General features: G+C 51.2%; 21 protein-coding genes. 16 read left to right on the top strand and 5 right to left on the bottom strand.

Going from position 1 to position 24,052, the window contains the following annotated elements; all coding sequences use genetic code 11:
- Positions 1 to 9: 9 nt before the first annotated feature.
- From B0D95_RS11820 to B0D95_RS11795, 6 genes are read left to right on the top strand one after another with little or no spacing between them, the layout of a single operon-like run.
- Positions 10 to 885 (top strand): ABC transporter ATP-binding protein, encoded by an 876-nt coding sequence (locus B0D95_RS11820; protein WP_078044074.1) that lies wholly within the window; start codon positions 10 to 12, stop codon positions 883 to 885.
- A complete protein-coding gene (locus tag B0D95_RS11815) occupies positions 882 to 2,255 on the top strand; it encodes a hypothetical protein (RefSeq protein WP_078044073.1) in 1,374 nt (457 codons plus the stop codon). Before B0D95_RS11820 ends, B0D95_RS11815 begins: the two co-directional genes overlap by 4 nt.
- Positions 2,255 to 2,629 (top strand): GntR family transcriptional regulator, encoded by a 375-nt coding sequence (locus tag B0D95_RS11810; protein WP_078044072.1) that lies wholly within the window; start codon positions 2,255 to 2,257, stop codon positions 2,627 to 2,629. Before B0D95_RS11815 ends, B0D95_RS11810 begins: the two co-directional genes overlap by 1 nt.
- Positions 2,630 to 2,660: 31 nt before the next feature.
- Entirely contained in the window at positions 2,661 to 4,223 is a 1,563-nt protein-coding gene (locus B0D95_RS11805; protein ID WP_246841592.1) for an alpha/beta hydrolase, read from the top strand.
- Positions 4,220 to 5,017 (top strand): ATP-binding cassette domain-containing protein, encoded by a 798-nt coding sequence (locus B0D95_RS11800; RefSeq protein WP_078044071.1) that lies wholly within the window; start codon positions 4,220 to 4,222, stop codon positions 5,015 to 5,017. The genes B0D95_RS11805 and B0D95_RS11800 overlap by 4 nt, the downstream gene beginning before the upstream one ends.
- On the top strand, positions 5,010 to 6,203 hold the full coding sequence (locus B0D95_RS11795; RefSeq protein ID WP_078044070.1) for an ABC transporter permease: 1,194 nt from the start codon (positions 5,010 to 5,012) through the stop codon (positions 6,201 to 6,203). The genes B0D95_RS11800 and B0D95_RS11795 overlap by 8 nt, the downstream gene beginning before the upstream one ends.
- A 44-nt stretch (positions 6,204 to 6,247) precedes the next feature.
- On the opposite strand, the gene B0D95_RS11790 is transcribed toward B0D95_RS11795, so the two are convergent.
- Together B0D95_RS11790 and B0D95_RS11785 are read right to left on the bottom strand one after the other, a co-directional pair.
- The gene (locus B0D95_RS11790) at positions 6,248 to 6,832 is read right to left on the bottom strand and encodes a glutathione S-transferase (protein ID WP_078044069.1); all 585 of its coding nucleotides are present in this window, start codon (positions 6,830 to 6,832) and stop codon (positions 6,248 to 6,250) included.
- A 12-nt stretch (positions 6,833 to 6,844) separates the two neighbouring features.
- A complete protein-coding gene (locus tag B0D95_RS11785; protein ID WP_078044068.1) occupies positions 6,845 to 7,288 on the bottom strand; it encodes a nuclear transport factor 2 family protein in 444 nt (147 codons plus the stop codon).
- A gap of 282 nt (positions 7,289 to 7,570) precedes the next feature.
- On the opposite strand from B0D95_RS11785, the gene B0D95_RS11780 reads away from it, so the two are divergent.
- From B0D95_RS11780 to B0D95_RS11770, 3 genes are all read left to right on the top strand, one after another.
- Positions 7,571 to 7,876, top strand: a complete 306-nt coding sequence (locus tag B0D95_RS11780) for a hypothetical protein (RefSeq protein WP_078044067.1) — start codon at positions 7,571 to 7,573, stop codon at positions 7,874 to 7,876.
- Positions 7,877 to 7,950: 74 nt separating this feature from the next.
- Positions 7,951 to 8,472, top strand: coding sequence for a hypothetical protein (locus B0D95_RS11775; protein ID WP_246841591.1), 522 nt, complete (start codon positions 7,951 to 7,953; stop codon positions 8,470 to 8,472).
- A 65-nt stretch (positions 8,473 to 8,537) separates the two neighbouring features.
- Positions 8,538 to 9,329 carry a sulfite exporter TauE/SafE family protein gene (locus B0D95_RS11770; protein WP_246841590.1) on the top strand — a complete coding sequence of 264 codons (792 nt, stop codon included), beginning with the start codon at positions 8,538 to 8,540 and terminating at the stop codon, positions 9,327 to 9,329.
- A gap of 13 nt (positions 9,330 to 9,342) precedes the next feature.
- On the opposite strand, the gene B0D95_RS11765 is transcribed toward B0D95_RS11770, so the two are convergent.
- On the bottom strand, positions 9,343 to 9,855 hold the full coding sequence (locus B0D95_RS11765) for a hypothetical protein (RefSeq protein ID WP_078044066.1): 513 nt from the start codon (positions 9,853 to 9,855) through the stop codon (positions 9,343 to 9,345).
- Positions 9,856 to 9,960: 105 nt separating this feature from the next.
- Entirely contained in the window at positions 9,961 to 12,291 is a 2,331-nt protein-coding gene (locus tag B0D95_RS11760) for a Tex family protein (protein ID WP_078044065.1), read from the bottom strand.
- A 218-nt stretch (positions 12,292 to 12,509) separates the two neighbouring features.
- On the opposite strand from B0D95_RS11760, the gene B0D95_RS11755 reads away from it, so the two are divergent.
- Positions 12,510 to 13,289, top strand: coding sequence for a GIN domain-containing protein (locus tag B0D95_RS11755; RefSeq protein ID WP_078044064.1), 780 nt, complete (start codon positions 12,510 to 12,512; stop codon positions 13,287 to 13,289).
- Here the strand turns inward: B0D95_RS11755 and B0D95_RS11750 are convergent.
- Positions 13,286 to 14,626: a diguanylate cyclase domain-containing protein gene (locus B0D95_RS11750; RefSeq protein WP_078044063.1), complete on the bottom strand. Its 1,341-nt coding sequence runs from the start codon at positions 14,624 to 14,626 to the stop codon at positions 13,286 to 13,288. The two genes, B0D95_RS11755 and B0D95_RS11750, sit on opposite strands and share 4 nt — an antisense overlap.
- Positions 14,627 to 14,821: 195 nt before the next feature.
- Here B0D95_RS11750 and B0D95_RS11745 point away from each other — a divergent pair, with 195 nt between their 5' ends.
- The 6 genes from B0D95_RS11745 to B0D95_RS11720 all read left to right on the top strand — a co-directional run bounded on the left by B0D95_RS11745 (position 14,822) and on the right by B0D95_RS11720 (position 24,038).
- Positions 14,822 to 15,640, top strand: a complete 819-nt coding sequence (locus B0D95_RS11745; protein WP_078044062.1) for a hypothetical protein — start codon at positions 14,822 to 14,824, stop codon at positions 15,638 to 15,640.
- Between the two features lie 97 nt (positions 15,641 to 15,737).
- Positions 15,738 to 18,614, top strand: coding sequence for an insulinase family protein (locus B0D95_RS11740; protein ID WP_078044061.1), 2,877 nt, complete (start codon positions 15,738 to 15,740; stop codon positions 18,612 to 18,614).
- 93 nt (positions 18,615 to 18,707) lie between these two features.
- Entirely contained in the window at positions 18,708 to 19,013 is a 306-nt protein-coding gene (locus B0D95_RS11735) for a DUF3144 domain-containing protein (RefSeq protein WP_078044060.1), read from the top strand.
- Positions 19,014 to 19,205: 192 nt separating this feature from the next.
- Positions 19,206 to 21,233, top strand: a complete 2,028-nt coding sequence (locus B0D95_RS11730; protein ID WP_078045737.1) for a sialate O-acetylesterase — start codon at positions 19,206 to 19,208, stop codon at positions 21,231 to 21,233.
- 177 nt (positions 21,234 to 21,410) lie between these two features.
- On the top strand, positions 21,411 to 22,718 hold the full coding sequence (locus B0D95_RS11725; RefSeq protein ID WP_078044059.1) for a TIGR03862 family flavoprotein: 1,308 nt from the start codon (positions 21,411 to 21,413) through the stop codon (positions 22,716 to 22,718).
- Positions 22,719 to 22,733: 15 nt separating this feature from the next.
- Complete coding sequence (locus B0D95_RS11720; protein ID WP_078044058.1) at positions 22,734 to 24,038, top strand: glycosyltransferase; 1,305 nt, start codon at positions 22,734 to 22,736, stop codon at positions 24,036 to 24,038.
- Positions 24,039 to 24,052: the final 14 nt, after the last annotated feature.

Genomic DNA, 24,052 nt, shown 5'->3' with positions numbered 1-24,052 from the left:
GGAGCTTTTATGTCCAGCTATATTTCCCTGAATAACCTAGAGCGCCAATTTCCAGGTGTCACCATTCTTAAAGGGATTACTGCCGAGGTATTACCGGGGCAAGTCATTGCGTTGTTAGGTAAAAACGGCGCGGGTAAAACCACCTTGTTGGAAACCATTTTGGGATTTGGTTTTCCCTCGGACGGTGAAGCAACTTTATGGAACATCAATGCAACGGAAATCAGTGGCGACATAAAACAGCGCATTGGTTTTGTGCCCCAGCAGGATGAGTTGCTGCCCAGTTTAACCGGCAAGGATCACCTGAAGTTATTCAAAAGTTTCCGCACCCATTGGAATCAACCGCTGGTGGATAAATTAATTGCGGAATGGTTAATTCCTATGGATATGCACACGGGAAAAATGTCGGTGGGGCAGCGGCAAAAATTATCCATTCTGCTAGCGCTCGCCCATGAGCCGGAATTATTGATTCTGGACGAACCGGTCGCCAGCCTTGATCCCATCGCCCGCCGCCAGTTTTTACAACAGTTGGTGGATATAGCTGCCGATGAAAACCGCGCGGTGATTTTCTCCACCCATATTGTGAGTGACGTAGAGCGTGTGGCCAATCAGGTGTGGATGTTGCGTGATGGCGTGCTGGTGTATCAAGGTGGTTTGGATGAACTGAAGGAAAGCGTTGTGCGTGTTACGTTGATGTCTGATCACCCATTCACCCAAAAAATTACTTGGCCGTATCTAATCAAACAAAAAAATAGCGGCAATCAAGCCCAGCTCATCCTTGAGCACTGGCAGCTCGACATGGAGCAGCAGCTTGCACAGGATTTTTCCGCGCAAGTGCGGGTGGAATATTTAAGTCTGGAAGATATTTTTCTGGAGTTAAACCCATGAGTACCTCAATAACCTTTAATCAATATTGGCGCTTGATGTTGGTGATGCTGTTGCCGGCGCGCTATGTGAAGTGGCTTGGTCTATTGACTATCGTGGTGCTATTGTTAGGTGCAGTCCTGTATTTTTTTAATGTCTCCTTTGTGCTTTATATAGGTTCAGCCTTTAGCCTTTTGTTGCTGATGATGGTGGGCATGTTAGTGCCCGGACAAATGCTGGCTTTAAGAAGCAGTAAACAATTCCAGTGCATGGCAGATTTACGTCGCCCTCTATTTGTAATTGCTTTGATTTTTTGGTTGTTGGTCGCATTGATTCTAACGACTACCATGGGATTTTTAGAACCCAAGGAGTTTGCGTTTAACCCAGTATTTGCACTGACGTTTATGGCACTAAGTAGTGTGGCATTACTCTTTGTAGTGGTAGGGTCTTACATACAAACTGCGCAGGGATTTGTTCCGCTATTTGTGTGGTTGCTCTTCTTTTCAGCAAAAAAAGCCGATTTATTTTCCACTTCTAACACAGAAATTTATTGGTTGGTTAGTCTATTACTTTGGCTTGTCATGGTTGTCTGGTGGTTCCGCTGGCAGCCACAGAAATACTTGGTCAATTTTATGACTCTACCGGCTGCAGAAATGCAGCGAAGACAAGCACAGAATACCCGGTCTATAGCAGCTGCGTTTTCTGCTGTGCCTAAAACACTTTATGGGTCATTGTTGTTAGGTATGTCAGACGGCATTCAAGCCTGGTTTAAGCGCGAGCTTGGTCATCTGGCTTTTTTTCTTATTGCACTGATGTTTATATTGTATTGGGCCAAACAACTGCCCACTAATGTTGCCAGTGTGTTCTTCATTATTTACCTGTTTATTTTTATCTGCATTCGCGGTGGAATTGTATTTCAGCATTTTTACCGCAACCTGTATCGCTTGTGGATGAACAGTAATTACTCGCGGGCAGATATTTTTGTTTATATGGAGAAGCAATACTTCCTGTTGTTTGCAGCTTCTATTATTCCTATGCAGCTGGTATTTATACTGATTAATCATTATGTTCTGGATGCCTTGGTTGGCTATTTTTATGTGGCCTATTTGTTGTTGATTAGCATCCTGATTACCACCTTTTCGTTCTATTTGGGTGTGTTTGTTTATCTAAAAAGTGCAGCCAGTTTTGTGCTGCTCAATTGGATTAGCCCCATTGTTAATATTGTCCTTATTGGTGCGATGGTTTATTTAAATCTCCTGTGGGGGCCTAGCCCTAGTCATGAACACGCCAATTATTTATGGCTTTCCAGTGTGCTACTGATATTGATCGTATTAGGGCGTGCCTGGGTTAAATCGCTGTGGTCAGAGGTTAATTTCTTCAGGGTGAAAAACTAATGTTCACGCTTAACCCCCAATCCGGCATCCCCATTTATCGCCAGCTTGCAGAGCAAATTCGCCGTATGGTGGCCGGTGGGCAATTAAAAGAGGGCGATGAATTGCCTTCGGTGCGTGACGTGGCGTTGGAGCATGCGGTAAATCCCATGACTATTTCCAAAGCTTACAGCTTATTGGAAGTGGAGGGCATTCTGGTTCGCCAGCGCGGCAAACCTATGCAAGTGGCAGCGCAAAAAAAATCGGCGCATAACGAACAGCAACGCTTGGCACATTTACACCCGCAGCTTGAACAGTTGGTGCTCGCGGCGCGGCAATTGGAAATTCCCGATAAGTTGCTGCTCAGCAGTCTGCGCGAATTGTTGGCGGAAAAATAAATCCATTCTGGTCGTTAAAAGGAACAATAGAATGACAATAATGCGTTCTACCTATTCAGCCTTCGGGCTGACGTTATTAGTGATCTTGTCCGGGTGTGGTGAACAACATAATCATTCCTCTGCCGCCACATCCATTCTCAAATCGTGCCCGGGTTTTGAAGAGACCGGCAAGCCACCAGTGGTATACGGTGCCCAGTGTGGTGAGCTGACCGTGAAAGAAAATCCACAGGATTCACACAGCGCCGATATTCAGATTGCAATTTTGCGCTTGCCGGCAATTAGCCCGGTGGCACAAGCTGATCCACTGTTTTTAATTCAGGGTGGGCCCGGTGGTTCATCGATTGAGATGGCAAACCAGTTGCACGGTTTTTTTGCCGATGTGCGCAAAAATCGCGACTTGATTTTTGTCGATCAGCGCGGCACGGGTAAGTCCAATCCTTTGCACTGCGAAAAAGCATCGCTGCTGGATGCCAACCTGCCCGACGCGGCCCAGCAGGAAAAACAGTTGAACATCATGCGCGGCTGTGCGGAGCAATATAAAAGCGCTTTGCCGTTTTATACCACCTGGCACGCGGTACAGGATCTGGATGCTGTACGTGCGGCACTGGGCTATCAAAAAATTAATTTATGGGGTGTTTCCTATGGCACTCGCGTTGCGCTGGAGTATTCGCGCCAGTTTGGCGATAACACGCGCAGCATTATTTTGGATGGTGTCGCACCCACAGCAATTGCGCTGTCAAAATATTCCTCACGCGATATGTTGGCCGCGCTGAAAGCGGTGAGTGATGAATGCATGGCGCAATCGGATTGTGCTGAGCAATATGGCAACCCTTTGGCAAACGCAGAAATTGTGTACGCGCGGCTGCAAGCGGCTGAGGCCAGTGGCGAGCCGGTGGAGGTGTTGTATCCGCACCCGCGCCATCAGCAAGCCAGTGTGCAGCGACTAACGCCGCGTGCGTTTTCCATGTTGATGTTTATGGCGCTCTATACCCGTGATATGACGGTGTTACTGCCGGAAATGATTTATCAGGCCGAACAGGAAAACTATGGTTTATTGGCCGCATTACTCGCGTTAATCAGCGAACAGTCATACAAAATGAATATCGCCGAAGCCATGCATTTCAGTGTGGTGTGCAATGAGGACTGGCCATTAATATCCGCCAGTGACAGAGAAACTACACCACCTTTTTTTGGCTTTAATCCACTGCAAGATAAAGCGATGATTTGCGATTTTTGGCCAGCAGCAACATTGCCGGAAGATTATTGGGAGCCGATTCGCAGCGCGACACCGGCGCTTTTGCTGTCGGGAAAATTTGATCCGGTAACGCCGAAAACCTGGGCCAATCAGGTTGCCGATGTGTTGCCTAATGCGACGGCATTGGTGGTGGAGGGCGGTAATCACGGTGTATCAACAGAGGGCTGTATGCCACAAATTGTGGCGCAATTTGTCGAGCGCGCCTCTATGGCGGCAGTTAATACCGACTGCGTGAAAAATATTAAACCGCTGCCACTGGTTCTGGGTGCAAATCGTGCGGCCAGTAGTTCATCCCTGGCTGCATCCAGTGCCGCCATGACAGAAGGAGCGCAGCCATGATTCGTGTTGAGCACTTAACAAAAGTGTTTTATCCCAAAAAACAAAAAAATATCCAGCAGACCGGTGTGGCGAACGGTGCCGGTGCAAATGCCATCACGGCATTAAACGATGTGAGTTTCACCTTGAATGACGGTGAAATTACCGGTTTATTGGGGTTAAACGGCGCGGGTAAATCTACCTTGATGCGTTTGGTTTACGGGTTGTTGCAACCCACCAGCGGGGATGTGTGGGTCAATGAGCATCAACTCAGTGTTGCGCCCAATGCCGCGCGCCAACAATTGGGAGTGCTGCCGGATGATACTGGTTTATACAAGCGCTTGAGCGCGCGCGAAAATATTCGCTATTTCGGTGAGCTGCAGGGACTGAGTGGCGCCGCATTGGAAAATGCAACCGAGCAATTAATCCAATGGTTGGGCATGGAAGCGATTGCAGATCGCCGCGCGGAAGGCTTTTCGCTCGGTGAACGTATGAAAACGGCTTTGGCGCGCGCCATAGTGCATCAGCCGCAACATATTTTATTGGACGAACCCACTAACGGACTCGATGTGATTACCACGCGCTCGGTACGACGTTTACTGCATGAATTAAAAGCGCAGGGGCGCTGTGTGATTTTTTCCAGCCATTTAATGCACGAAGTGAGCGGCTTGTGTGATCGCATTCTGGTGATCCATCACGGGCGTATTCTTGCCGATGGCAACCTGGAGACCATTATGGCCGCAGGCGCCGCCACTAACCTGGAAGATGCGTTTGTCAATTTAGTGCAGGCCACTAGCAAGGAGTCTATCTGTGAATAAATTTATACAAACCTTGCTCATTGTGTGGCGTAAAGAGTGGCTCGATGCCTTGCGCGACAAAAAAAGTTTACGCATGGCATTTTTAATGCCGGTGTACTTTGTCGGTGTTTTTGTGGCTTATTCGCTGTTTATTATTCATATGAACCAGCAATCGCGCGCGACAAATAATGAGCCGATTAAATTGTCCATTGTCGGCGCTGAGCAATTGCCCGCGTTGGTGGATTGGTTGCAAGAGCGTGGTATTCAGGTAGAAGCGGCAGATGAACAGGCCTATCAGCAAGTGCAAAATGGGCAGTTAGGTTATGCGTTAATTGTGCCCGACGATGCGCGTGAAAAATTTGCCACCGGTGAGTCCATCGAGCTGGCGCTGGTGTTTGATGCTACCAATAATAAACTGCAAGGCGCGCTGCAATTTGTAAGGCAGCAAATTTGGAGTTGGAATAGTCGCATTGGCAGTTTGCGATTGCTATCGCGCGGTATTTCGCCCGCGATAGTCAATCCGGTAGTCGTGCGTGATTTAAACGTGGCCAGCGATCAGAAAATGGGTTTCTTTGTGATGGCCATTTTGCCCATGTTATTAATCCTCACCGTCTTTATGGCTGCCGTGGGCTTCAGTGCTGACATGACTGCAGGCGAACGTGAGCGCCGCTCATTGGAGTCGCTACTGATTACACCAGCCGCATCCGGTGCGATATTGTTGGGGAAATGGCTTAACAGTTTGTCGCTAACGTTTATGGTGATTGTTGTTGAGTTAACGCTGTTGGCTATTGCATTTGCCTATGTGCCCTTTAAAGAGTTGGGTTTACGTGTGCACGTCACTCCCCTGGACTTGTTGGTAGTGTTGGTGGCTTTAATGTCGCTGGCAATAGTGGCGACAGCGCTGCAATTTTTAATTTCCCTGTTTGCGCGCAGCTTTAAAGATGCGCAAACCTATATGGGACTGATGATTTTTATTCCTATGGTGCCGCTGTTTTATACCCAGTTTAACCCCAGTGCTTACGCGGATTGGTTTCGCTGGGTGCCGGTACTGGCCCAGCAATTAGTGGTGAAGGATTTACTGCTGGGCGGCGATGTACCACTGCTTGCATTTGCACAGGCGTGGTTAGTGGCGGTGATATTAGCGGTGGCCTTTTTGTGTTTTACCGCGCAGCAATTGCGCAAACCCAAGATTGTATATGGCGTATAAGTGAGGAATCATCGCCGCGCTTGGTGGCAAGCGCGGCGATGCTGTTAGGCTTGCGGCGGTTGTGTCGCCGCAAAGGGGGCGTAATGACTGATATGACGATAAAAATTCTCCAGCGCTTCAAATGCTGAAAAATCAATTTGATTGCGAAACTTGGCCCAACCCATAAAACACGCGAGGCGTAATTGTGCATCGCTGTAGGGGCGGGAGGAGTTTGCCGCTGCAGTGTTTACCGCTGCGATATCACTTCTGTTTAATTCACCCAGTGTAGATTGCACCCGTGCCATCTGGCGTTGTAGGTAAGGTACGGCGGTAACATCCACGCCATCGCGTTTGATAAAAAATACATTCACCGTGGCCTCCAGCGCGGTATTCACCAAACACAATTGATCCAACTCCTGTGCCGAGTGGCAATAGCTTTGGCCGGCCTTTTCGCGCAGGTATTTAATAATGGAAGCGGAGTCTGTGAGAAACACCTCGCCATCCTGCAAAAAAGGGACTCGTTGGGTGGGAGATTGCGCGCTGCTGCCCGCTTGATCGGTTTCAATAAATTCAAACGCCTGTTGTGTTTCCAGCAGCGCTATGCGCACATGGCGAACAAACGGAGAGGTGTAACTGCCGTAAAGTTTCATAAGGATTCCGGTTTAGTTTTTTGGGGGAAACTTGAAGGCCTGACGTGCAAGCAGTTTCCATTCACCTGCTTGTTTTTGCCATACCAATAAAATGCCCAGTTCAATGGTGTTGGGCACACCGCCATCTTTAATGTCGGCTTTCAGGTTGTGACGTACCAATGCCGTGTCGCCGCTGATACTAATGGTTTGCTCGCGTAAGTCCATGGTGACAAAGTCGGATTTGCCGCTGGCAATTTTCTCCACAAACGCCGCCTGGTCTTCAATAGCGCCGCCGGAATGGCCGTAGCTCAATTGGGGCGCAGAGAGTGCCAGCAGGGCGTCGCGGTCACCATCGATCATGGCGGTGCGCAGGGCGGCAACTTTTGCTTCCAGTTGTTGTGTTTCCTGTGTGGCGCTATCGGCGTAACTGGTGCAGGCCAGGCTTGCACACAAAAGTCCCAGTAATAAGTGTTTCATCGTCGTACTCCGGTAAAGGTGGGGCGGCTTGTATTTTTATTGCCGCAGTGAGTTGCCGATGGGGTGAATTGTAGCGGCTTGGCGCCAATTTGCATCCCTTGGGCGGAGGTGAGGTGGGAGGTGAAGGTTGAGGAAAGGGTTATGTGAATCCAGCCTTTCAGCAGGCGGTGATATTCCAATAGGGTTTTTGACAACCATGATGTTTGTCACGACACTGGTGAGAAGCGCGTTGCATATCGGTGTGAGTATCACCCTGTTCCTATCACTGAAAGGAGTGTTGTTATGTCGGAGCCACGATCAGTCAAATCCTCAAATAAACCCAGCCTCGCCGAGCGGTTACAACACTTTGTGGATGACCGGCGCGGCCAGCACAAAGCGGTGCCCATTAATCTCTCGGCTTTTTTGAATGAGTCACAACTCCTGGCGCTGCACAGTTTGGAGAGTTTTGGTTGGAGCCTTTGGTTTGTGCGTCGCCCTATGTTTATGCCGCCGCTGGTTGTGGTGGCCAATGGTGAATCCACCCAGCACGCGGTATTGGAAGAGGACGGTTCAGTCAACCTGAAACCCCAGGTTCATTTTCGTCATTAGGGGCGATAATTATTCAGGCGCGATTCAGTGCTTCGCGCCTAGCATCAACTCCATAACCCTCCGGAGTTGCTGCCATGTCAAAAATAATCACCGCCATTACTCTTGTGATCTTTTCATCCCTGTTAGTTGCCTGTGGTGGCAGTGGTAGCGCCGCACCCGCTCCCGGAGAGGATTACCGACCCGAGCTGCGGGCCTACGATATTATTGATAGTTACGACACGGATACTGCGACGCCGAATTACCCGCCGCTGGCCTTGAATCCCTATTTGTACGATGGCCTCTACGAAATTTTCTGGTCGGTAGATAGCCTGGAAGATTACACCGTGAGTTTGCGTATTAATGACCGCGCTTCCATCGCGGGCAGTATTTTAATTAACTCCCAGGTGTGCGGTGCCGGTCGCCGTTGCGATCAGGGCGGCAGTTGGATTTGTGAATACACCAATGACTTTTTTATGTCCTGCGATGATTCGTCGCGCGAAGTGGATATTTACCCTCTGGTACGCCAGTTACCGCAGCGGGTGTATTTGTTGCTGGAAGTCTGTGATCGCAATTCGGGTTACTGCGAATTCGATTATTACCCGGTGACCCTCGAATAATATTTTCGCACCATTATTCAATCCGGATTCAATGCCGGGTCTGGATAAAATACGGCAATAGGTTCATGCTGCCGCTTTTTTTTGCGGCAGCAATCATGATCACCGACCCTCTCTTTTATTGTCTTGCCATTCCGGTTGTTATCCTCGTAGGCATGTCCAAAGGCGGCTTTGGCGGTGGCTTCGGTATGCTGGCTGTTCCCCTCTTGTCGCTGCTGATTGACCCGCGCATTGCCGCCGCGATTCTCCTGCCGATTTTGTGTGCGATGGATGCCGTTGGACTGTGGAGTTTTCGAGGCACCTGGGACAAGCTCAATTTAAAAATCCTGCTGCCCGGTGCACTCTTGGGAACGCTGGCTGGTGCACTCACCTTTGAAATGGCAAATGCGGATTGGGTGCGGTTATTGATTGGTGTGTTGTCGATTTATTTTGTCGCCCACTACTTGTGGGGCAAACATTTTCTGGAACGTATGGCGCAGCGAGCGCCCAGTAAAATCAGCGGCAGTTTTTGGGGCAGCATTGCCGGTTATGTCAGTTACATCGCCCATGCGGGCGGTCCGCCTATCGCTATGTATTTATTGCCGCAACATATGCCCAAGTCAGTGCTGGCGGGCACAACCATTTTATTTTTTGCGATTATCAATTTTATCAAACTGATTCCCTATGCCCTGCTCGGGCAAATATCGGGCGGCTCGTTTTACACCTCACTCCTGTTATTGCCACTGGCTCCTTTGGGAGTACTGCTGGGCGTTTATTTGCACCGCCGCGTATCTGATCGTTTCTTTTATTGGATGAGCTACAGCTTCCTGTTATTGGCGGGGGTGAAATTAACCTACGAAGGTGTGCGCGGCTTGTGGTAAGCCGCGCGGCTGACTAGGGAGTAACTGTCTCTGCACTGCTACTGCTTTCACTGCTGGCCAAGTCACTGGCGAGCATGCAGTGGGTTTTAATTTTCTCTTCAATTTTGGCGGCAGTGCTGGAGGTTTGCTGTTGCTGCCGCCAAAACTTGCAATCAACACTGTCTGCTTTTTGTTGGCGTAATTTCGCCATGCGATCAGCTTCGGCTTTGTCGGCAAGTTGCTGTTCGCGGCGGGCTTCGGCAGCGGCCAGAAAACGTTCATGGGTCAGCGTGCCTGCGTCTGCGGTACTTTCACTGGTCGTTTGAATCGCGTCAGTTTCTTGCGTACCGTCGTTGCCTGCATCGGTTTCATTACTATTGCTTGGTGTACTACCGAGTTGCGCCAGCGCGGCCTGCATGGCGGGTTGGCGTTGTGGTGTTGCACTGGTGGTGGTCTTGCCATTGTCGGCCATCAACCAATAGGTTGATCCAACGCCGAGAAGAAATACTGCCACGCCTGCGGCGATGGTTTTTGCCCCGATTTCCATTGCATGCTCCTTGTGTGCATTGGGTAATTTTTTCTATTTTGTAGTGACATCCCCTGCTGCGCCGCCAGTGTTATGAGGGGCAACAGGGGATGAAATATTACCGGCTTATTTCTTTTTCAGCGCTTGCTGCAAGAGTGCACCCATGCTGCCCATTGCTGCTGGAGCAGGATTATTTTTCTGCGCCGCACGTTGTTGGTTTTGCGATGGACGACCGCCGCCTTTATTACCGCCATCCACTTTTTCGCCGGGGGTGTCATCCAAGCGCAGCGATAGCGCGATACGTTTGCGCGGCACATCCACTTCCATCACTTTCGCTTTTACGATATCGCCCGCTTTTACCGCTTCGCGTGGATCTTTAATAAAGTTGTGTGAAAGCGCGGAGATGTGTACCAAGCCATCCTGATGTACGCCGATATCCACAAAGGCACCAAAGTTGGTAACGTTAGTGACTGTGCCTTCCAGAATCATACCGGGAACCAAATCGGTAATCTCTTCTACGCCTTCCTGGAATTGTGCGGTTTTAAATTCCGGGCGCGGGTCGCGGCCGGGTTTATCCAATTCTTTGATGATGTCGGTCACGGTGGGAACACCGAATTTTTCATCGGTGTATTCCGCTGCTTTTAATCCGCGCAGGAAAGATGAATCGCCAATCAGACCTTTAATCTCGCGCGCATTTTTCTGTGCGATTTTTTCAACAATCGAATAGGATTCAGGGTGAACTGCTGAAGCGTCGAGTGGATTGTCACCACCGGCAACGCGCAAAAAGCCTGCGGCTTGTTCAAAGGTTTTTTCGCCAAAACGCGGCACTTTTTTCAGTGAGCTACGCGAATTGAATGCACCGTTCTGGTTGCGGAATTCAACGATATTATTCGCCAGAGTGGTGTTCAATCCCGACACACGTGCCAGCAGTGCAGCCGACGCGGTATTCACCTCCACACCGACGGCGTTCACACAGTCCTCAACGACCGCATCGAGTGAGCGTGCGAGTTGTGACTGGGAAACGTCGTGTTGGTATTGGCCAACGCCGATAGATTTGGGGTCGATCTTCACCAATTCAGCGAGTGGATCTTGCAATCGACGCGCGATAGAAATTGCACCGCGAATCGTTACATCCAAATCCGGAAATTCTTTTGCGGCGAATTCAGACGCAGAGTAAACCGATGCGCCCGCTTCGCTGACGATAACCGTGCTGGCCTTGATTTCCGGGTGGCGCTTGAGAACATCTTTAGCGAATTTTTCAGTTTCGCGCGATGCGGTGCCGTTACCAATCGCAATCAATCCCACGTTGTGTTTGTTGCACAAGTGAACCAAAATCGCTTCGGATTCGGCGATTTTATTTAACGGCGGTGTCGGGTACATCACGCAGTGATCGACCACTTTGCCAGTAGCATCCACTACCGCCACTTTTACACCCGTGCGCATACCAGGGTCGAGGCCGATGGTAGCTTTTTGCCCGGCGGGTGCAGCGAGCAATAAATCTTTCAGGTTGGACGCGAAAACTTTAATCGCTTCTTCTTCCGCTTTTTCGCGCAACTCACCTAGCAGATCTGTTTCCAAGTGGGTGAGCAGTTTTACTCGCCAGGTCCAGCGCACCACTTCTGCCAACCAGCCATCGGCAGCGCGGCCTTTGTCTTGCACCTGCCAGTGCTCGGCGATCATGGATTCGCAGGGGTGGCCGATGCGCTGTTCTTCATCGCCCACTTTAATGCTTATGGTCAGCACACCCTCGTTGCGGCCGCGGAACATCGCCAATGCACGGTGCGACGGCACAGATTTAAGCGGTTCATCGTGTTCAAAATAATCGCGAAATTTTTGTACTTCTTGCGAGGTGTCGGTGAGTTTTTCTGCCACAGCGCGCGCCGAGAAGGTGGCTTCCTGTTGCAGGAAATGACGCAGGCGACCGAGCAATTCCGCATCTTCACTGAATTTTTCCATGAGGATGTATTTGGCTCCGTCGAGGGCGGATTTCACGTCGTTAATATTGTGCTCAGCGTTGAAGTATTTTGCTGCTTCCACGTCGGGTGCGAGGCTTGGGTCCGCCAATAAGGCCTCTGCCAAGGGTTCCAGTCCGGCTTCTTTGGCGATTTGGCCCTTGGTGCGGCGCTTGGGTTTGTAGGGGAGGTACAAGTCTTCCAGGCGGTTTTTGGTATCGGCGATCTGGATGTCGCGCTCCAATTCCGGGGTCAGCTTGTCCTGTTCGGCAATGGATTTCAGGATCGCTGCGCGGCGATCTTCCAGTTCGCGCAGGTAGCGCAGGCGCTCTTCCAGGGTACGCATTTGCGTATCGTCCAGCCCGCCCGTTACCTCTTTACGGTAGCGGGAGATAAAGGGCACGGTGGCGCCTTCATCCAGTAGCCCCACGGCGGCGCTAACTTGTTGTTCCTGAACGTTTAATTCATCGGCAATGCGTTTGGCAATACTGGGTAGGCTGGTCATAGCATAAAGGCTCGTATAGCGGGCTTGAATCGAAAGGGCACCATTATCGCCAAAATCACCCTGTCTGCCAGACTTGTTTTTGGCAAGGCTTTGTGAGCGGAAAACAGCGGGTGGTAATTTTTTAGTTGTGGGTGAATCCGGTTCGGCGACTTGTGCGTCTTAGGGGTAAGCGCTGTTGAGTTGTATTTATTTCATTACTGTATTTATGGGAGAAAATCATGCTGGTTCGCACAGGTTTGTTTGGGTTGATTATGTGCTTCGCCACCCCCTTGGCATTAGCAGAAACACTGGCCAAGGTGTATCCGGTGAAGAATTTCAGTGAGTTTACCAGCGGTGGCAATACCCGGGTGGAGATCACCCAGAGCGGTACTGAGTATTTGCGCATTGAGGCGGATGCGGAGGTAATGGAGCGGGTCAAGGTGGACCAAACGGGCAATCGCGTCAGTGTCTGGTTAAAGAGCGGCAATGGCGGTTTTCTGAGTTGGTTTGGCCAAGGCAATGAGAAGGTTAAGGTCACCTTGGGTGTTAAGCAGTTGCAGTATTTGGAGTTGTCTGGCGGGGCGAACGCTACCTTGGGGGATTTACAGGGGAGTGAGTTTAAGCTGGAGACCAGCGGTGCGGCGAATGTGAACTTTGCGCGCCTGACGATGGATGAGGTCAGGATGGGGCTGTCCGGTGCGGCTAATGTGAGGATTGATACTCTAACCACCAAGACCCAGTCCTACGACCTGTCGGGGGCATCCAATGTGGAGATCAAGGGCGCCAGTCGCAGTGATGAGTTGGAGGTGGGGGCGAGTGGTGCCAGTAATTTCCGTGGCAAACCGCTCAGTGTGACCCAAGCCAAGGTCAGTGCCAGCGGTGCGTCCCATATCAAAGTGTCAGTCACTGAATCTCTGGTGGCCGATGCCAGTGGTGCCTCCAGTGTGGATTACTACGGCAATCCGCGCACCAAAACCAAGGCTACCGGTGCGAGCCATGTCAATGCCAAGGACGACTAGCGCGCTTGGGTTTTGCTGGCGTACATCGCATTATCGGCGTGGTGCAGCAAGTCTTTTTCATTGTCACCGTGCAAAGGAAAGTGCGCCATGCCGATACTGGCAGTAATCGTGATCAGGTTGCCTGCCAGTTCAATCGGGCTGCGCAGGTGATCAATAATTTTTTCCACCACACGATCGCTCTGTTCCGGGTGATCGATATTTTCCAGTAACACCACAAATTCATCGCCGCCAAAACGGGCAACGGTATCGCATTCGCGCACACTGAGTTCCAGGCGACGCGCTACGGCTTCCAACAACAGGTCGCCAGTCTGATGGCCAAAGCGGTCATTCACTTCTTTGAATTTATCCAGATCCAAAAATAACAGCGAGATCAGTTCCCGGTTGCGTCGCGCCCTGGCGATGGCCGATTGGATACGGTCGTAAAACAGATCGCGGTTGGGCAGGCGGGTGAGTTGGTCGTAGAGAGCACGCTGTTGTAGGCGCGCCATCATCTGGCGTCGCTCTATGGCGGTAGCGATCTGGGTGGACACGTAATTCAGCAGCTCGACGGTTTGTGCTGAGTAGCAGGCGGTGAGGGTGTAGCTTTTGATCACCAGCGCCCCAATGGGACGGCCCTGCATTTTCAGCGGTACACCGAGCCAGGAGAGCGGTTTGCGCACATTGTCCGCATCCAGAAAATGGGCATATTGTGGGTCGGCCAGTTGTGCGGTATCCAGCAGCAATGGTTCGCCCTCGCGGATGAGCTGGGCATAGCCGCTGTGGTGGCCCAGCGATTGTGGGGCCGGCGCCGAGGTGTGTTTATCCACGTAATAGGGAAAGCTGATGCAGTCCGCCAGTGAGTCATAAAGGGCGATGACACAGTTAACGGCAGGCAGCAAACCGCCAATGATCTGGTGGATTTGCGGGTAGAGGCTACAGAGGTCATCGCTGGTGTGGGAGGCCTCGGCTATGGCGAACACCGCTTGCTGCATAGCTTCTGCCTGTTTGCGCAGGGTGATATCGCGGGCGACGGCAATGCGGCACTGATCTTCCTCCGACCAGCGTGCCGACCACATGATATGCACTACGTCGCCATTCTTGCGGATATAGCGATTCTCAAAATGCGGTTCCGGTTGGCCCGCCACAATGTGATCCACCGCCTTCAGGGTTTTGTCTTTATCCTCAGGGTGAATCAGTTCCAGCATTTGCCTGCCAATCATTTCGTCGGGGCGGTAGCCAAAAATACGCTCACCGCCTGCACTGACAAACATAAAATGCCCGTCTTTATCGACCACGCAGATGGCGTCCAGCAGTAGGTCAAGGTATTTGCCCAGTGCTGTGTAGGTGGCGGTTGTCATGATGTGTGTAGATTACCTCTGAGGCGATTATCGCTGCGATGCAAAGCCCAAGCATAGTCGCGCGTGCGAATGGCCGCGTATATTAAGCATAGATCTAGTCGCTTAAATCAACATGGAAAATGTGCGCAAATAATAACGCATCGGAGGATGCTGCCGCTTATGATTAATCTCTCTTTTGTGCCCTGGAGGCGATGAATGGCTCTGAAAACCGGTTTGCTTGCTGCGCTGTGCCTGTCACTCTTGTTTGGCGACCGAATTGCCTTGGCCGCGCCAGAAACAGCGACCGTGGAATCGATCGGGGTGAGTGACTTGCGCCGCGCCTTGCAGCAGTTGCGCGGTACACAAACCATCGCGCTGGATGTGCAGTTCAAACTCTTTGGTCGCAGCGGCGATGACAAGGATTTGCAGGAGCGTGAGGGGCTGTTGCAACTGCGACTGGAAGATTCGCCCGAGGGCCTGCGTATGTTTTATTCCCCTGCATTAATTGCCCAACTCAGCGCCGAAGAAATGGCGAAAACCGTCGATGAGGATGTGAAAAATTCTGCCCTCAATGCCATTGGCCAATTTGATTATTGGGAATGGCGCGAGCTGATGTATCCAGTCGCCCAACTGGAGTTGATGCTGGCGCGCTATCGCTTTTTGGGCGAATCGCCCAGTAGTTATGAAGGTCGTCCGGCGCGGTTGCTGCGCTTTAGTTTGCCCAGGGAAAAGATCGATAAGCGCTATCGCAAGTACGTCAAAAAATACCGCAATCGCCTGCAATTGTGGATTGATGAACAGGGTGTTCCGCTGGCCAGTGAACTCACCGAGGCGGGCAGCGGGCGGGTGTTTATTGTCATTGGGTTTCGCTTTCAAAACGCGGTGCAAATGGAATACCAGCGCATAGGCGACAGGCTTATCACCAGGCGGCGCGAGGTCAATGATGAGAGTGAAGGGGCCACCATGCAGAGCGAACGCCATTTCATCAGCCTGGTATCGGTGGCGGGTGATGCGGAACCTATGGCGTCGCCCTAGCGTCATAGCCGGGTATATTCTTGCCGCCAAGGCGCCGCCAGCCTTGGTAAATTCTGCTAGGCTGTCTGGCAATTCTAACTCTGAAGGGAACTAGGCTATGTTAAAACGCTATTCTGCGGTGGCAGCGGGTTTACTGCTGCTGGGCACTATGTCGTTGGTGGGCTGTGAGTCCACTCGCCCCTCATCGGTGGGGCAATCGCCCGCGCAATCACTGCAACCATCCATTGCCGATATTGAAAACACGGCGATTATTAAAAGCCCCAATGACGATCGCCAATATTCGGCAATCCTCCTGCCCAATGGTTTGCAAGCGGTGCTGGTGACCGACCCGGCCAGTGAAGTGGCGGCTGTATCGCTCGCTGTGGGGGTGGGTAGTTATCAGGACCCGGATTCACAGTTAGGACTGGCGCATTACCTGGAGCACATGTTGTTCCTCGGCACCGAAAAATACCCGGAACCCAACAGTTTCCAAAAATTTGTGGATGGCAATGCCGGGGTGTGGAACGCTTACACTGCACGCGACCATACCAATTATTTTTTCCAGCTAAAGGCCGATCAATTGGATCAGGCGCTGGATTTTTTTAGCGACTATTTCCGCGCGCCTACCTTTGATCCGCAGTACAGTGACAAAGAGCGCAACGCGGTAAATAGCGAGTGGTCCATGGGGCGCACTAACGATAGCTGGATTATGTATCGCATCAGTGGCCTCACGTCCAACCCGGCCCATCCGGCGCACCGCTTTACCACCGGTAATTTGGAAACCCTGTCCGACAAACCCGGTGCCTTGTTGCAAGATGACCTGCGCGCGTTTTACAACCGCTATTACTCTGCCAACAACATGAAGCTGACGATTGTGGGCAACCAATCCCAAGCGCAGTTAAAAGCCCTCGCGGAAAAACATTTTGCATCCATTCCCAATAAAAATATCAAGCGACCACAAGTCGATGTTCCCGGCTTAACCCGCGCCGAGGAAGGCCAGCATATTTATGTCAAAACCCTGAAGGATCTCAAGCAATTATTTATCGAGTTCCCCATTACCGATAACAGTGCCCTGTGGCCGGTCAAACCCAACGGTTATTTACATTATCTGATTTCCTCGGAAGAACCCGGCACCCTGGGTGAGCAATTGCGTCGCGAAGGTTTGGCCAACTCGGTAAGTGCCAGTGTCTCGCCCGATGAGTACGGCATGGACGGCACCTTTTCGGTTTACGTTGAGCTAACTGAAAAAGGCTTGAGTAACAAAAATCAAATTATTAGTTCGATTTTTGCCTATATCGATTTAATGAAAGCCAAAGGTGTTGATGAGCGTTATTACCGCGAAATCAAAGCCATGTGGGAAAAAGATTTTGCCAATGTGGAAAAGCAACCGCCGCTGCAACAGGCGACGGATTTATCCTACAAGCAGTTTGAATACCCGGTCGCTAATTTGCTCAACTCGGATTATGTCTATGAGCGTTTTGATGCAAGTGCCATCAAAGCGGTGTTGAAACAATTAACACCGGCGCGCGCGCGTATTTGGCACGTGAGCAAAACAGAAGTCACCGATCAGCCCGTGCCTTATTACGAAGGCAGTTATGCGGTAAAAAAATTCACGCCCGCTGAAGTGAAAGCCTGGGCAAAAACTGGCAAGGCTCTGCAATTCAAATTGCCACCGGAAAACGATTTGTTTACCGACAAGCCGGCGCCCATTGTGGCCGCTACACACAGCAAGCCGCAGCAGCTGGTGAATCAGCAAGGTGTGGAAGCCTGGCTGGTACACAACCAGCATTTCCAGGAGGATAAGGGCTTTATCGAACTGAACCTGAACATCGATTTTGCCTACAACGCCATTGATCAATTAGTGGCAGCCAATCTGCTCGCCGATATTTACAAAATGCACCAAACCTCGCTGGTAGATCGCGCCGGGCGCGCGGGTATTTCCATCGGCCTGGAGCTGAATGCAGAAAAAGGCCAGAATTTCAGCATTTATGGTTACACCGAAAAACAACCCGGACTGGTGCACACACTGTTGCAGGATTATGTCGCCCTGACACTGAGCGCGGATGATCTGGCCAAAGCCAAAGACCGGTTTGTCAAAAATATCGCCAACAACAAAAAAGAAATTCCTATTCGCCAGGCCTTTAACCGCTTCGGTTTATTGACCCGCGCCAAGGGCAATTGGAGCGATGCAGAAGTGATCGCTGCGGCAGAGAAAATAACGCTGGCGCAGGTACAGGCGCATCATAAAGCAGTGTTGGCTAATCATTTGTTACGCATTTATGCCGCCGGTAATTTTACCGACGACAGCGTTGTGGCATTAGCGACAGATGCCGCGCAAACACTGGGCAGCAGCAAAGCGCCTGCACAGCGTTATTTAGCCCAAAGTATTACGCCAAAAACCGGTGGCGTGTTGGTGGATCAGCTCGATATAGATCCAACCGATAATGCCTTGGTGGATATTTATGTGGGCACACAAAAAGACCTTAAGCAGCAAGCGCAGTTAATGCTACTCAACGGCTTGTTCAGCACCGATATTTTCACCCAACTGCGCACCAACGAGCAGTTGGGTTATGTGGTGGGCAGTACCGCATCGGCGTTGAATGATTACCCTTTGTTTGGTCTTTATGTGCAAACCACCAATACCGATTTGGTCAGCTTGAAAGCGCGCATGGATAAATTCCGCAAGGATTATCTCGCCACCTTGAAAGCCCTGGAGCCAGCACAGTTGGAGCAATTAAAAGCGGCAGAGATTGCGCAGATCCTGCAAAAACCCAATGATTATCGCGCTGAAGCCACCCAGCATTTGCAGGACTTTAAGGAAGCCAAATTTAGCTTTGACCGCAAAGAGCGGGTCGTGGCTGCACTGCAACAGGTTACCAAGGCGGATTTGCTGAACATCTACCAACAACTGGTGCTGGGCAAGCAGGGGCAAAACCTGGTTATCCAAGCGCGCGGCGCCAACTTTAAAAACAAACCTTTTGCACCGGTAAAATAATCGCACACTGCCTCTGGTGTTGGTTGCCAGAGGCATTTTGGTTACAGCTACCGTAGAATAGACAGCAACTTTATTAACGGGTGAGACAGCACAATGAGCACAAAAACTGACGATGATATTTTTTGGGAATTGGTAGAGAAGTTTATCGAAGACGCCAATAGCGCCTGCGATCATGCCGACCCGGGAATTGTCAGTGCCGCATTAATCAATGCAACCGCGCGCTTTAATGCCTTTGTGGTGGCACAGAGTTCGCTGGATAAAAATGAATTCGCGGAAGATGTAGAAGGCACCACCAATTACCTGACTGGCCGCTACCGCGATTTTTTAAAAGAACACATGGAAGATTACCGCGAGAATTATTCAACCTTGATTGGTGTGCGCGAACTGCCGGATGAGTAAATAGCATTGCCCCGAAAAAGCAGCCTTAGCTGCTTTTTTTATGCCTGGTGGCGGCACCTAAATGACATGCGCAAGCGATTAAATAAATGTAAAAATGACTCGCCTGCCAAGTATCAGGGGTTACAGCGCTTGTTGTATACAAGTACACTTGGCATTCTTGTTACTCAGTTCATAACCATAAAAGCCCTGACTATGAAAACGATACTTTCCTTTCCTATACAGTTTTTGCTCTTGTTAAGTCTAGTGGCGGCGACAATATCGCCCGCCCATGCCGATGTAACCCTGCCACGCCTGTTGAGCGATGGTGCGATTCTGCAGCGCGATAAGCCTCTCACTATTTGGGGCTGGGCCGATGAGGGTGAGCAGGTCACCGTGAGCTTTGCGGGCCAGCAACAAACCACCACCGCGCAGGCAGGTAAGTGGCAAGTGACCTTTCCGGCGCGCAAGGCAGGCGGCCCCTACGAGTTAACCGTGAGCGGTAAAAATACGCTGACCCGCAAAGATATTTTGCTGGGCGATGTATGGATCGCCGCCGGGCAATCGAATATGGAATTGCCCCTGCGTCGGGTGAGATACCAATACCCCGGTTTGATTGAATCCACCCGCTTGCCGCAGGTGCGCGAATTCAATGTACCGGTAGCCTATGCCTTCAAAGGGCCGCTGGCGGATTACACCCAAGGTGAGTGGAAAACCGCTACCCCGGATAATTTGGCCAGCTTTTCGGCAGTGGGCTTTTTCTTCGCGCAGCAATTGCATCGCGCCACCCATGTGCCCATCGCCCTGGTGACCTTGCCGGTGGGCGGTTCGCCCGCTGAAGCCTGGATGAGCGAGCCGGCGTTAAAAACCTATCCGCATTATTTGGAAAAACTCCAGCCCTTTAAAAACGATGCCCATGTGCAGGCGACTATCGCCACCGATAAAGCCAATAACGATAAGTGGTACAGCGATTTGAATGCGGCGGATATAGGCTTGCAGAAGGGTTGGTCACAAGCAGAGTTGGCAACCGATAGCTGGAATACGGTGCAAGTTCCAGGCTTTTTTAAAGAGCAGGGCAGTGACTTTACCAACGGCAGTTTGTGGGTGCGCAAAGAGTTTGTGTTGACGGCGCCCCAGGCAGAAAAAGCAGGCATGCTGTGGTTGGGTTCCATTGTGGATGGTGACCAGGTGTTTGTGAACGGTCAGGCTGTTGGCCAGACGGGTTATCAATACCCGCCACGGATTTATCCTGTACCGGCCGGTGTATTAACGGCAGGTAAAAATACTATCGCCATTCGCATTACCAGCTATACCGCCAACGCCGGTTTTGTGAAAGACAAACGCTACGCGCTGGTGCTGGATGAAGCCTTGCCCACGACGGAAACCATCCCTTTGCAAGGTGAATGGAAATACCAAATCGCTGCCAATGCCCCAGCGATGAAACCGACTACCACGCTGCACTATGTCCCCGCATCACTGTTTAATGCGAAGTTGGCGCCCGCGCTGCCGCTGCAAATTAAAGGGGTGATTTGGTATCAGGGCGAATCCAACGTGGAACGCGCTGATGCACAAGGTGTTCATCGCCAACCGGGCGGCCAGTGCGCGGAAGAATCCTGCGCGGTTAGCACTTCGGAGTATCGCTACTTGTTTGCCGATTTAATTCGCGATTGGCGTGTGCAGTTCAAACAGGGCGATGTGCCATTCCTGTTTGTGCAACTGGCCAATTTTTTACCGGCCAAACCCGAACCGGTGGAGAGTAAATGGGCGGAGTTGCGCGAAGCTCAGCGTCAAACACTTGCCTTGAAAAATACCGCTATGGCGGTGGCGATTGATGTGGGCGAGTGGAACGATATTCACCCCTTGAATAAACAATCTGTGGGCGAGCGTCTGGCGTTAAGTGCGCTGAAAGTGGCCTATGGTAAAAAACGCTTGTTGGCCTCTGGCCCGGTATTGCAGAAAGTTGCGCGCAAAGGCAATAAGTTGGAGCTGTCCTTCGCGGATACCGGCAAAGGGTTGCGTGTGCGCGGCGGTGGCGATCTTAAGCAGATTGCAATTGCCGGTGCGGATAAGCGCTTTGTGTGGGCCAAGGCAGAGGTGAAAAAACAGAAGTTGGTGGTTTGGGCGGATGGCGTGTCACAACCGAAGTGGGTGCGTTATGCCTGGGCGGACAACCCTGAGGGGGCAAATCTGTATAATAGCGCCGGTCTGCCTGCATCGCCGTTTGAGGCCAGTGTTTTAGATTAGTGTCTATATCTCCCCCCGCGTAATGGATTCCGGCATTCACTCTGAGACTCGCCGTGAACCCTTCCCTGGGGGCTCGTCGCCCGCGTCCTTGCGGGCCACGGTCTCTGAGCAAATACCGGAATCCCTTCCGCTGCCGCTCGACAATAAATAGACTTTTTAAAACACTAACAAACGCCGATGTGGAATCAATTTCTCATCGGCGTTTTTATTTTGAAACAATTCGATATTTTTGATATCCCTCCTGCAAAAACGGTGGCGATTATTGGCGGTGGCCCGGCGGGTTTAATGGCGGCGGAAGTCATTGCTTCGGCGGGTCATTTGGTGTCTGTGTACGATGCCATGCCGTCGGTTGGGCGAAAATTTTTATTGGCCGGCGTGGGTGGTATGAATATCACCCATGCGGAGCCAGCTGAGGATTTTCGCGCGCGCTATTCGGCCAATGCCCAGTTTATAAATTCCCTCAAACAATTCGATGCCGATGCACTGCGCCAGTGGGTGCATGGTTTGGGTATTGATACCTTTGTGGGCACGTCGGGTCGCGTATTTCCAACTGATATGAAAGCGGCACCGCTGTTGCGCGCCTGGTTACATCGCCTGCGCGAGTTGGGCGTAAAAATCTATCCGCGCCATCGCTGGTTGGGATGGAATGCGCAGGGCGAGTTACTGTTTTCTGCGCTCGAAAATGCCAATCCCATTAGCAAAACAATCCGTGCCGATGCTGTTGTCCTGGCCCTTGGCGGCGCAAGCTGGCAGCGTTTGGGGTCCGATGGCGCTTGGGTGCCCTTGCTGCGCGAGCGCGGTGTGCAAGTGAATGAATTGGTGCCGAGCAACAGTGGCTTTGATGTGGCATGGAGTGAGTTTCTCATCAGCCAACATGCCGGTGCACCTTTACAAGGTGTCGGGTTGAGTTGTGTGGATGCGCAGGGCATGCCGCGCCGGATTTTATCGGAGGCAATCATTAGTGATTACGGCATTGAAGGTACAGGTATTTATGCGCTGTCAAAATATTTGCGCGAAAACCTGGCGCTGAATGGTTCCGCCATCTTGAATATTGATTTGTTGCCTGATATGTCGCTTGAAAAAATTGAGCAAAAGCTCAATAAGCCACGCGAGAAAAATTCGCTCAGTAATTTTTTGCGCAAACAGTTGCATTTGTCGCCCGTCAAGTTGGCTCTCTTGCGTGAATGTACCAGCAAACAAACAATGGAAAATCCCGCCTTATTGGCGCTGGCCATTAAAAAATTGTCGCTCACACTGACCGCAACACGTCCGATTGACGAGGCGATTAGCAGTGCCGGTGGTGTGGCCTCCAAAGAATTAAATACCGCCTTTATGCTCACTAAAATGCCCGGTGTATTTTGCGCTGGTGAAATGCTGGATTGGGATGCGCCCACCGGCGGTTATTTGCTGACAGGTTGTTTTGCCAGTGGGCGTGCGACGGGTGTTGGCGTGGTCCAGTATCTGAATGCAGCTCGCGGGCAATAGACTGAGCGGAACACAATGAAACATATTTTGATCATTGGTTATGTATGGCCTGAGCCTAAATCCTCGGCGGCGGGCAGTCGCATGCTGGAATTGGTGCAATTATTGTTGGCGATGAATTGTCGCGTGACCTTTGCATCTGCAGCGGCATTGTCTGAGCATCGGTTTGACTTGAGCGCAATCGGCGTGACAGAAAAATCTATTGCCTTGAATTGCAGTAGCTTTGATGAGTTTGTGCGAGAGCTGCAACCGGACGCGGTATTGTTTGATCGCTTTTTTACCGAGGAGCAGTTCGGTTGGCGAGTAGCGCAGCAATGCCCAACCGCATTGCGTATTCTGGACACCGAAGACTTACATAGCCTGCGTCAGGCGCGCCAGCAATTATTAAAAGCTACGCAAAAAATGGCCGTCGATGAAAAAGCGCGGCAATCCGTGTCGCCTGTGCGTGCGACAGCCGCTGAACTCTATGCGCAAATGTGTACCAGCGATATGGCGCAACGCGAAGTGGCCGCCATTTTTCGCTGTGATCTTTCATTGATGATTTCAGAAGTAGAAATGGACTTGCTGCAGCATTATTTTTCTGTGCCTGCTGCGCTGTTATTTTATTGCCCGTTTCTAAGTCAGCCTGCAATAAACGCCGCAGGTGTGCCCGATTTTTCAGCGCGGCAGCATTTCGTCACTATCGGTAATTTTCGCCATGAACCCAATTGGGATTCAGTGCTCTGGTTAAAACATCAATTGTGGCCACTGATCCGTACACAGTTTGTGAATGCAGGTGTCGCCGCGCCGGAGTTACATATTTACGGTGCCTATCCACCGCCCAAAGCAACGCAATTGCACAATCCCAAAGAGGGTTTTCACATCAAGGGCTGGGCCGTCGATGCTCATGCGGTGATGCAAAACGCCCGCGTGTGCCTTGCGCCCCTGCGTTTTGGTGCCGGTATTAAAGGTAAATTAATGGATGCCATGCACAGCGGCACACCGAGTGTGACCACCACAATCGGCAGTGAGTCCATGAGCGGCGGCTTGGCGTGGTGCGGTGCCGTTGCTGACAGCGCGGATGAGTTTGCACGCGCCGCGCTGGAGCTTTACCAGCAGCCATCGCTCTGGCAAGAAAAACAACAGCAAGGGTTCAATATTTTGCGCGATTATTTTTATCGCTGTGATTACACCGCCTTATTGCAACAGCGGTTGCGCACCCTGGAAGAAAACATCGCCACTGAGCGTCAGGCCAATTTTATCGGGCAGATGCTGCGTCACCATCAGCATAAAAGCACGCAATACATGGCGCAGTGGATTGAGGCGAAAAATAGGCATCAATAAAGCCAATTCTGGTG

The sequence above is a fragment of the Cellvibrio sp. PSBB023 genome (genome assembly GCF_002007605.1).
Lineage (GTDB): Bacteria > Pseudomonadota > Gammaproteobacteria > Pseudomonadales > Cellvibrionaceae > Cellvibrio.
Note: the sequence above shows the minus strand (reverse complement) of the source record. Positions and strands in the feature narration are given on the sequence as shown.

What these genes read in the sequence shown, in the direction of transcription:
- B0D95_RS11800 (WP_078044071.1), top strand. Translation starts at nt 4,220, where the DNA reads ATGATTCGTGTTGAGCACTTAACAAAAGTGTTTTATCCCAAAAAACAA.
- B0D95_RS11745 (WP_078044062.1), top strand. Translation starts at nt 14,822, where the DNA reads ATGGCTCTGAAAACCGGTTTGCTTGCTGCGCTGTGCCTGTCACTCTTG.
- B0D95_RS11815 (WP_078044073.1), top strand. Translation starts at nt 882, where the DNA reads ATGAGTACCTCAATAACCTTTAATCAATATTGGCGCTTGATGTTGGTG.
- B0D95_RS11720 (WP_078044058.1), top strand. Translation starts at nt 22,734, where the DNA reads ATGAAACATATTTTGATCATTGGTTATGTATGGCCTGAGCCTAAATCC.
- B0D95_RS11765 (WP_078044066.1), bottom strand. Translation starts at nt 9,855, where the DNA reads ATGGAAATCGGGGCAAAAACCATCGCCGCAGGCGTGGCAGTATTTCTT.
- B0D95_RS11735 (WP_078044060.1), top strand. Translation starts at nt 18,708, where the DNA reads ATGAGCACAAAAACTGACGATGATATTTTTTGGGAATTGGTAGAGAAG.
- B0D95_RS11805 (WP_246841592.1), top strand. Translation starts at nt 2,661, where the DNA reads ATGACAATAATGCGTTCTACCTATTCAGCCTTCGGGCTGACGTTATTA.
- B0D95_RS11750 (WP_078044063.1), bottom strand. Translation starts at nt 14,626, where the DNA reads ATGACAACCGCCACCTACACAGCACTGGGCAAATACCTTGACCTACTG.
- B0D95_RS11740 (WP_078044061.1), top strand. Translation starts at nt 15,738, where the DNA reads ATGTTAAAACGCTATTCTGCGGTGGCAGCGGGTTTACTGCTGCTGGGC.
- B0D95_RS11790 (WP_078044069.1), bottom strand. Translation starts at nt 6,832, where the DNA reads ATGAAACTTTACGGCAGTTACACCTCTCCGTTTGTTCGCCATGTGCGC.
- B0D95_RS11725 (WP_078044059.1), top strand. Translation starts at nt 21,411, where the DNA reads ATGTGGAATCAATTTCTCATCGGCGTTTTTATTTTGAAACAATTCGAT.
- B0D95_RS11770 (WP_246841590.1), top strand. Translation starts at nt 8,538, where the DNA reads ATGCTGCCGCTTTTTTTTGCGGCAGCAATCATGATCACCGACCCTCTC.
- B0D95_RS11775 (WP_246841591.1), top strand. Translation starts at nt 7,951, where the DNA reads ATGTCAAAAATAATCACCGCCATTACTCTTGTGATCTTTTCATCCCTG.
- B0D95_RS11755 (WP_078044064.1), top strand. Translation starts at nt 12,510, where the DNA reads ATGCTGGTTCGCACAGGTTTGTTTGGGTTGATTATGTGCTTCGCCACC.
- B0D95_RS11760 (WP_078044065.1), bottom strand. Translation starts at nt 12,291, where the DNA reads ATGACCAGCCTACCCAGTATTGCCAAACGCATTGCCGATGAATTAAAC.
- B0D95_RS11810 (WP_078044072.1), top strand. Translation starts at nt 2,255, where the DNA reads ATGTTCACGCTTAACCCCCAATCCGGCATCCCCATTTATCGCCAGCTT.
- B0D95_RS11780 (WP_078044067.1), top strand. Translation starts at nt 7,571, where the DNA reads ATGTCGGAGCCACGATCAGTCAAATCCTCAAATAAACCCAGCCTCGCC.
- B0D95_RS11730 (WP_078045737.1), top strand. Translation starts at nt 19,206, where the DNA reads ATGAAAACGATACTTTCCTTTCCTATACAGTTTTTGCTCTTGTTAAGT.
- B0D95_RS11820 (WP_078044074.1), top strand. Translation starts at nt 10, where the DNA reads ATGTCCAGCTATATTTCCCTGAATAACCTAGAGCGCCAATTTCCAGGT.
- B0D95_RS11785 (WP_078044068.1), bottom strand. Translation starts at nt 7,288, where the DNA reads ATGAAACACTTATTACTGGGACTTTTGTGTGCAAGCCTGGCCTGCACC.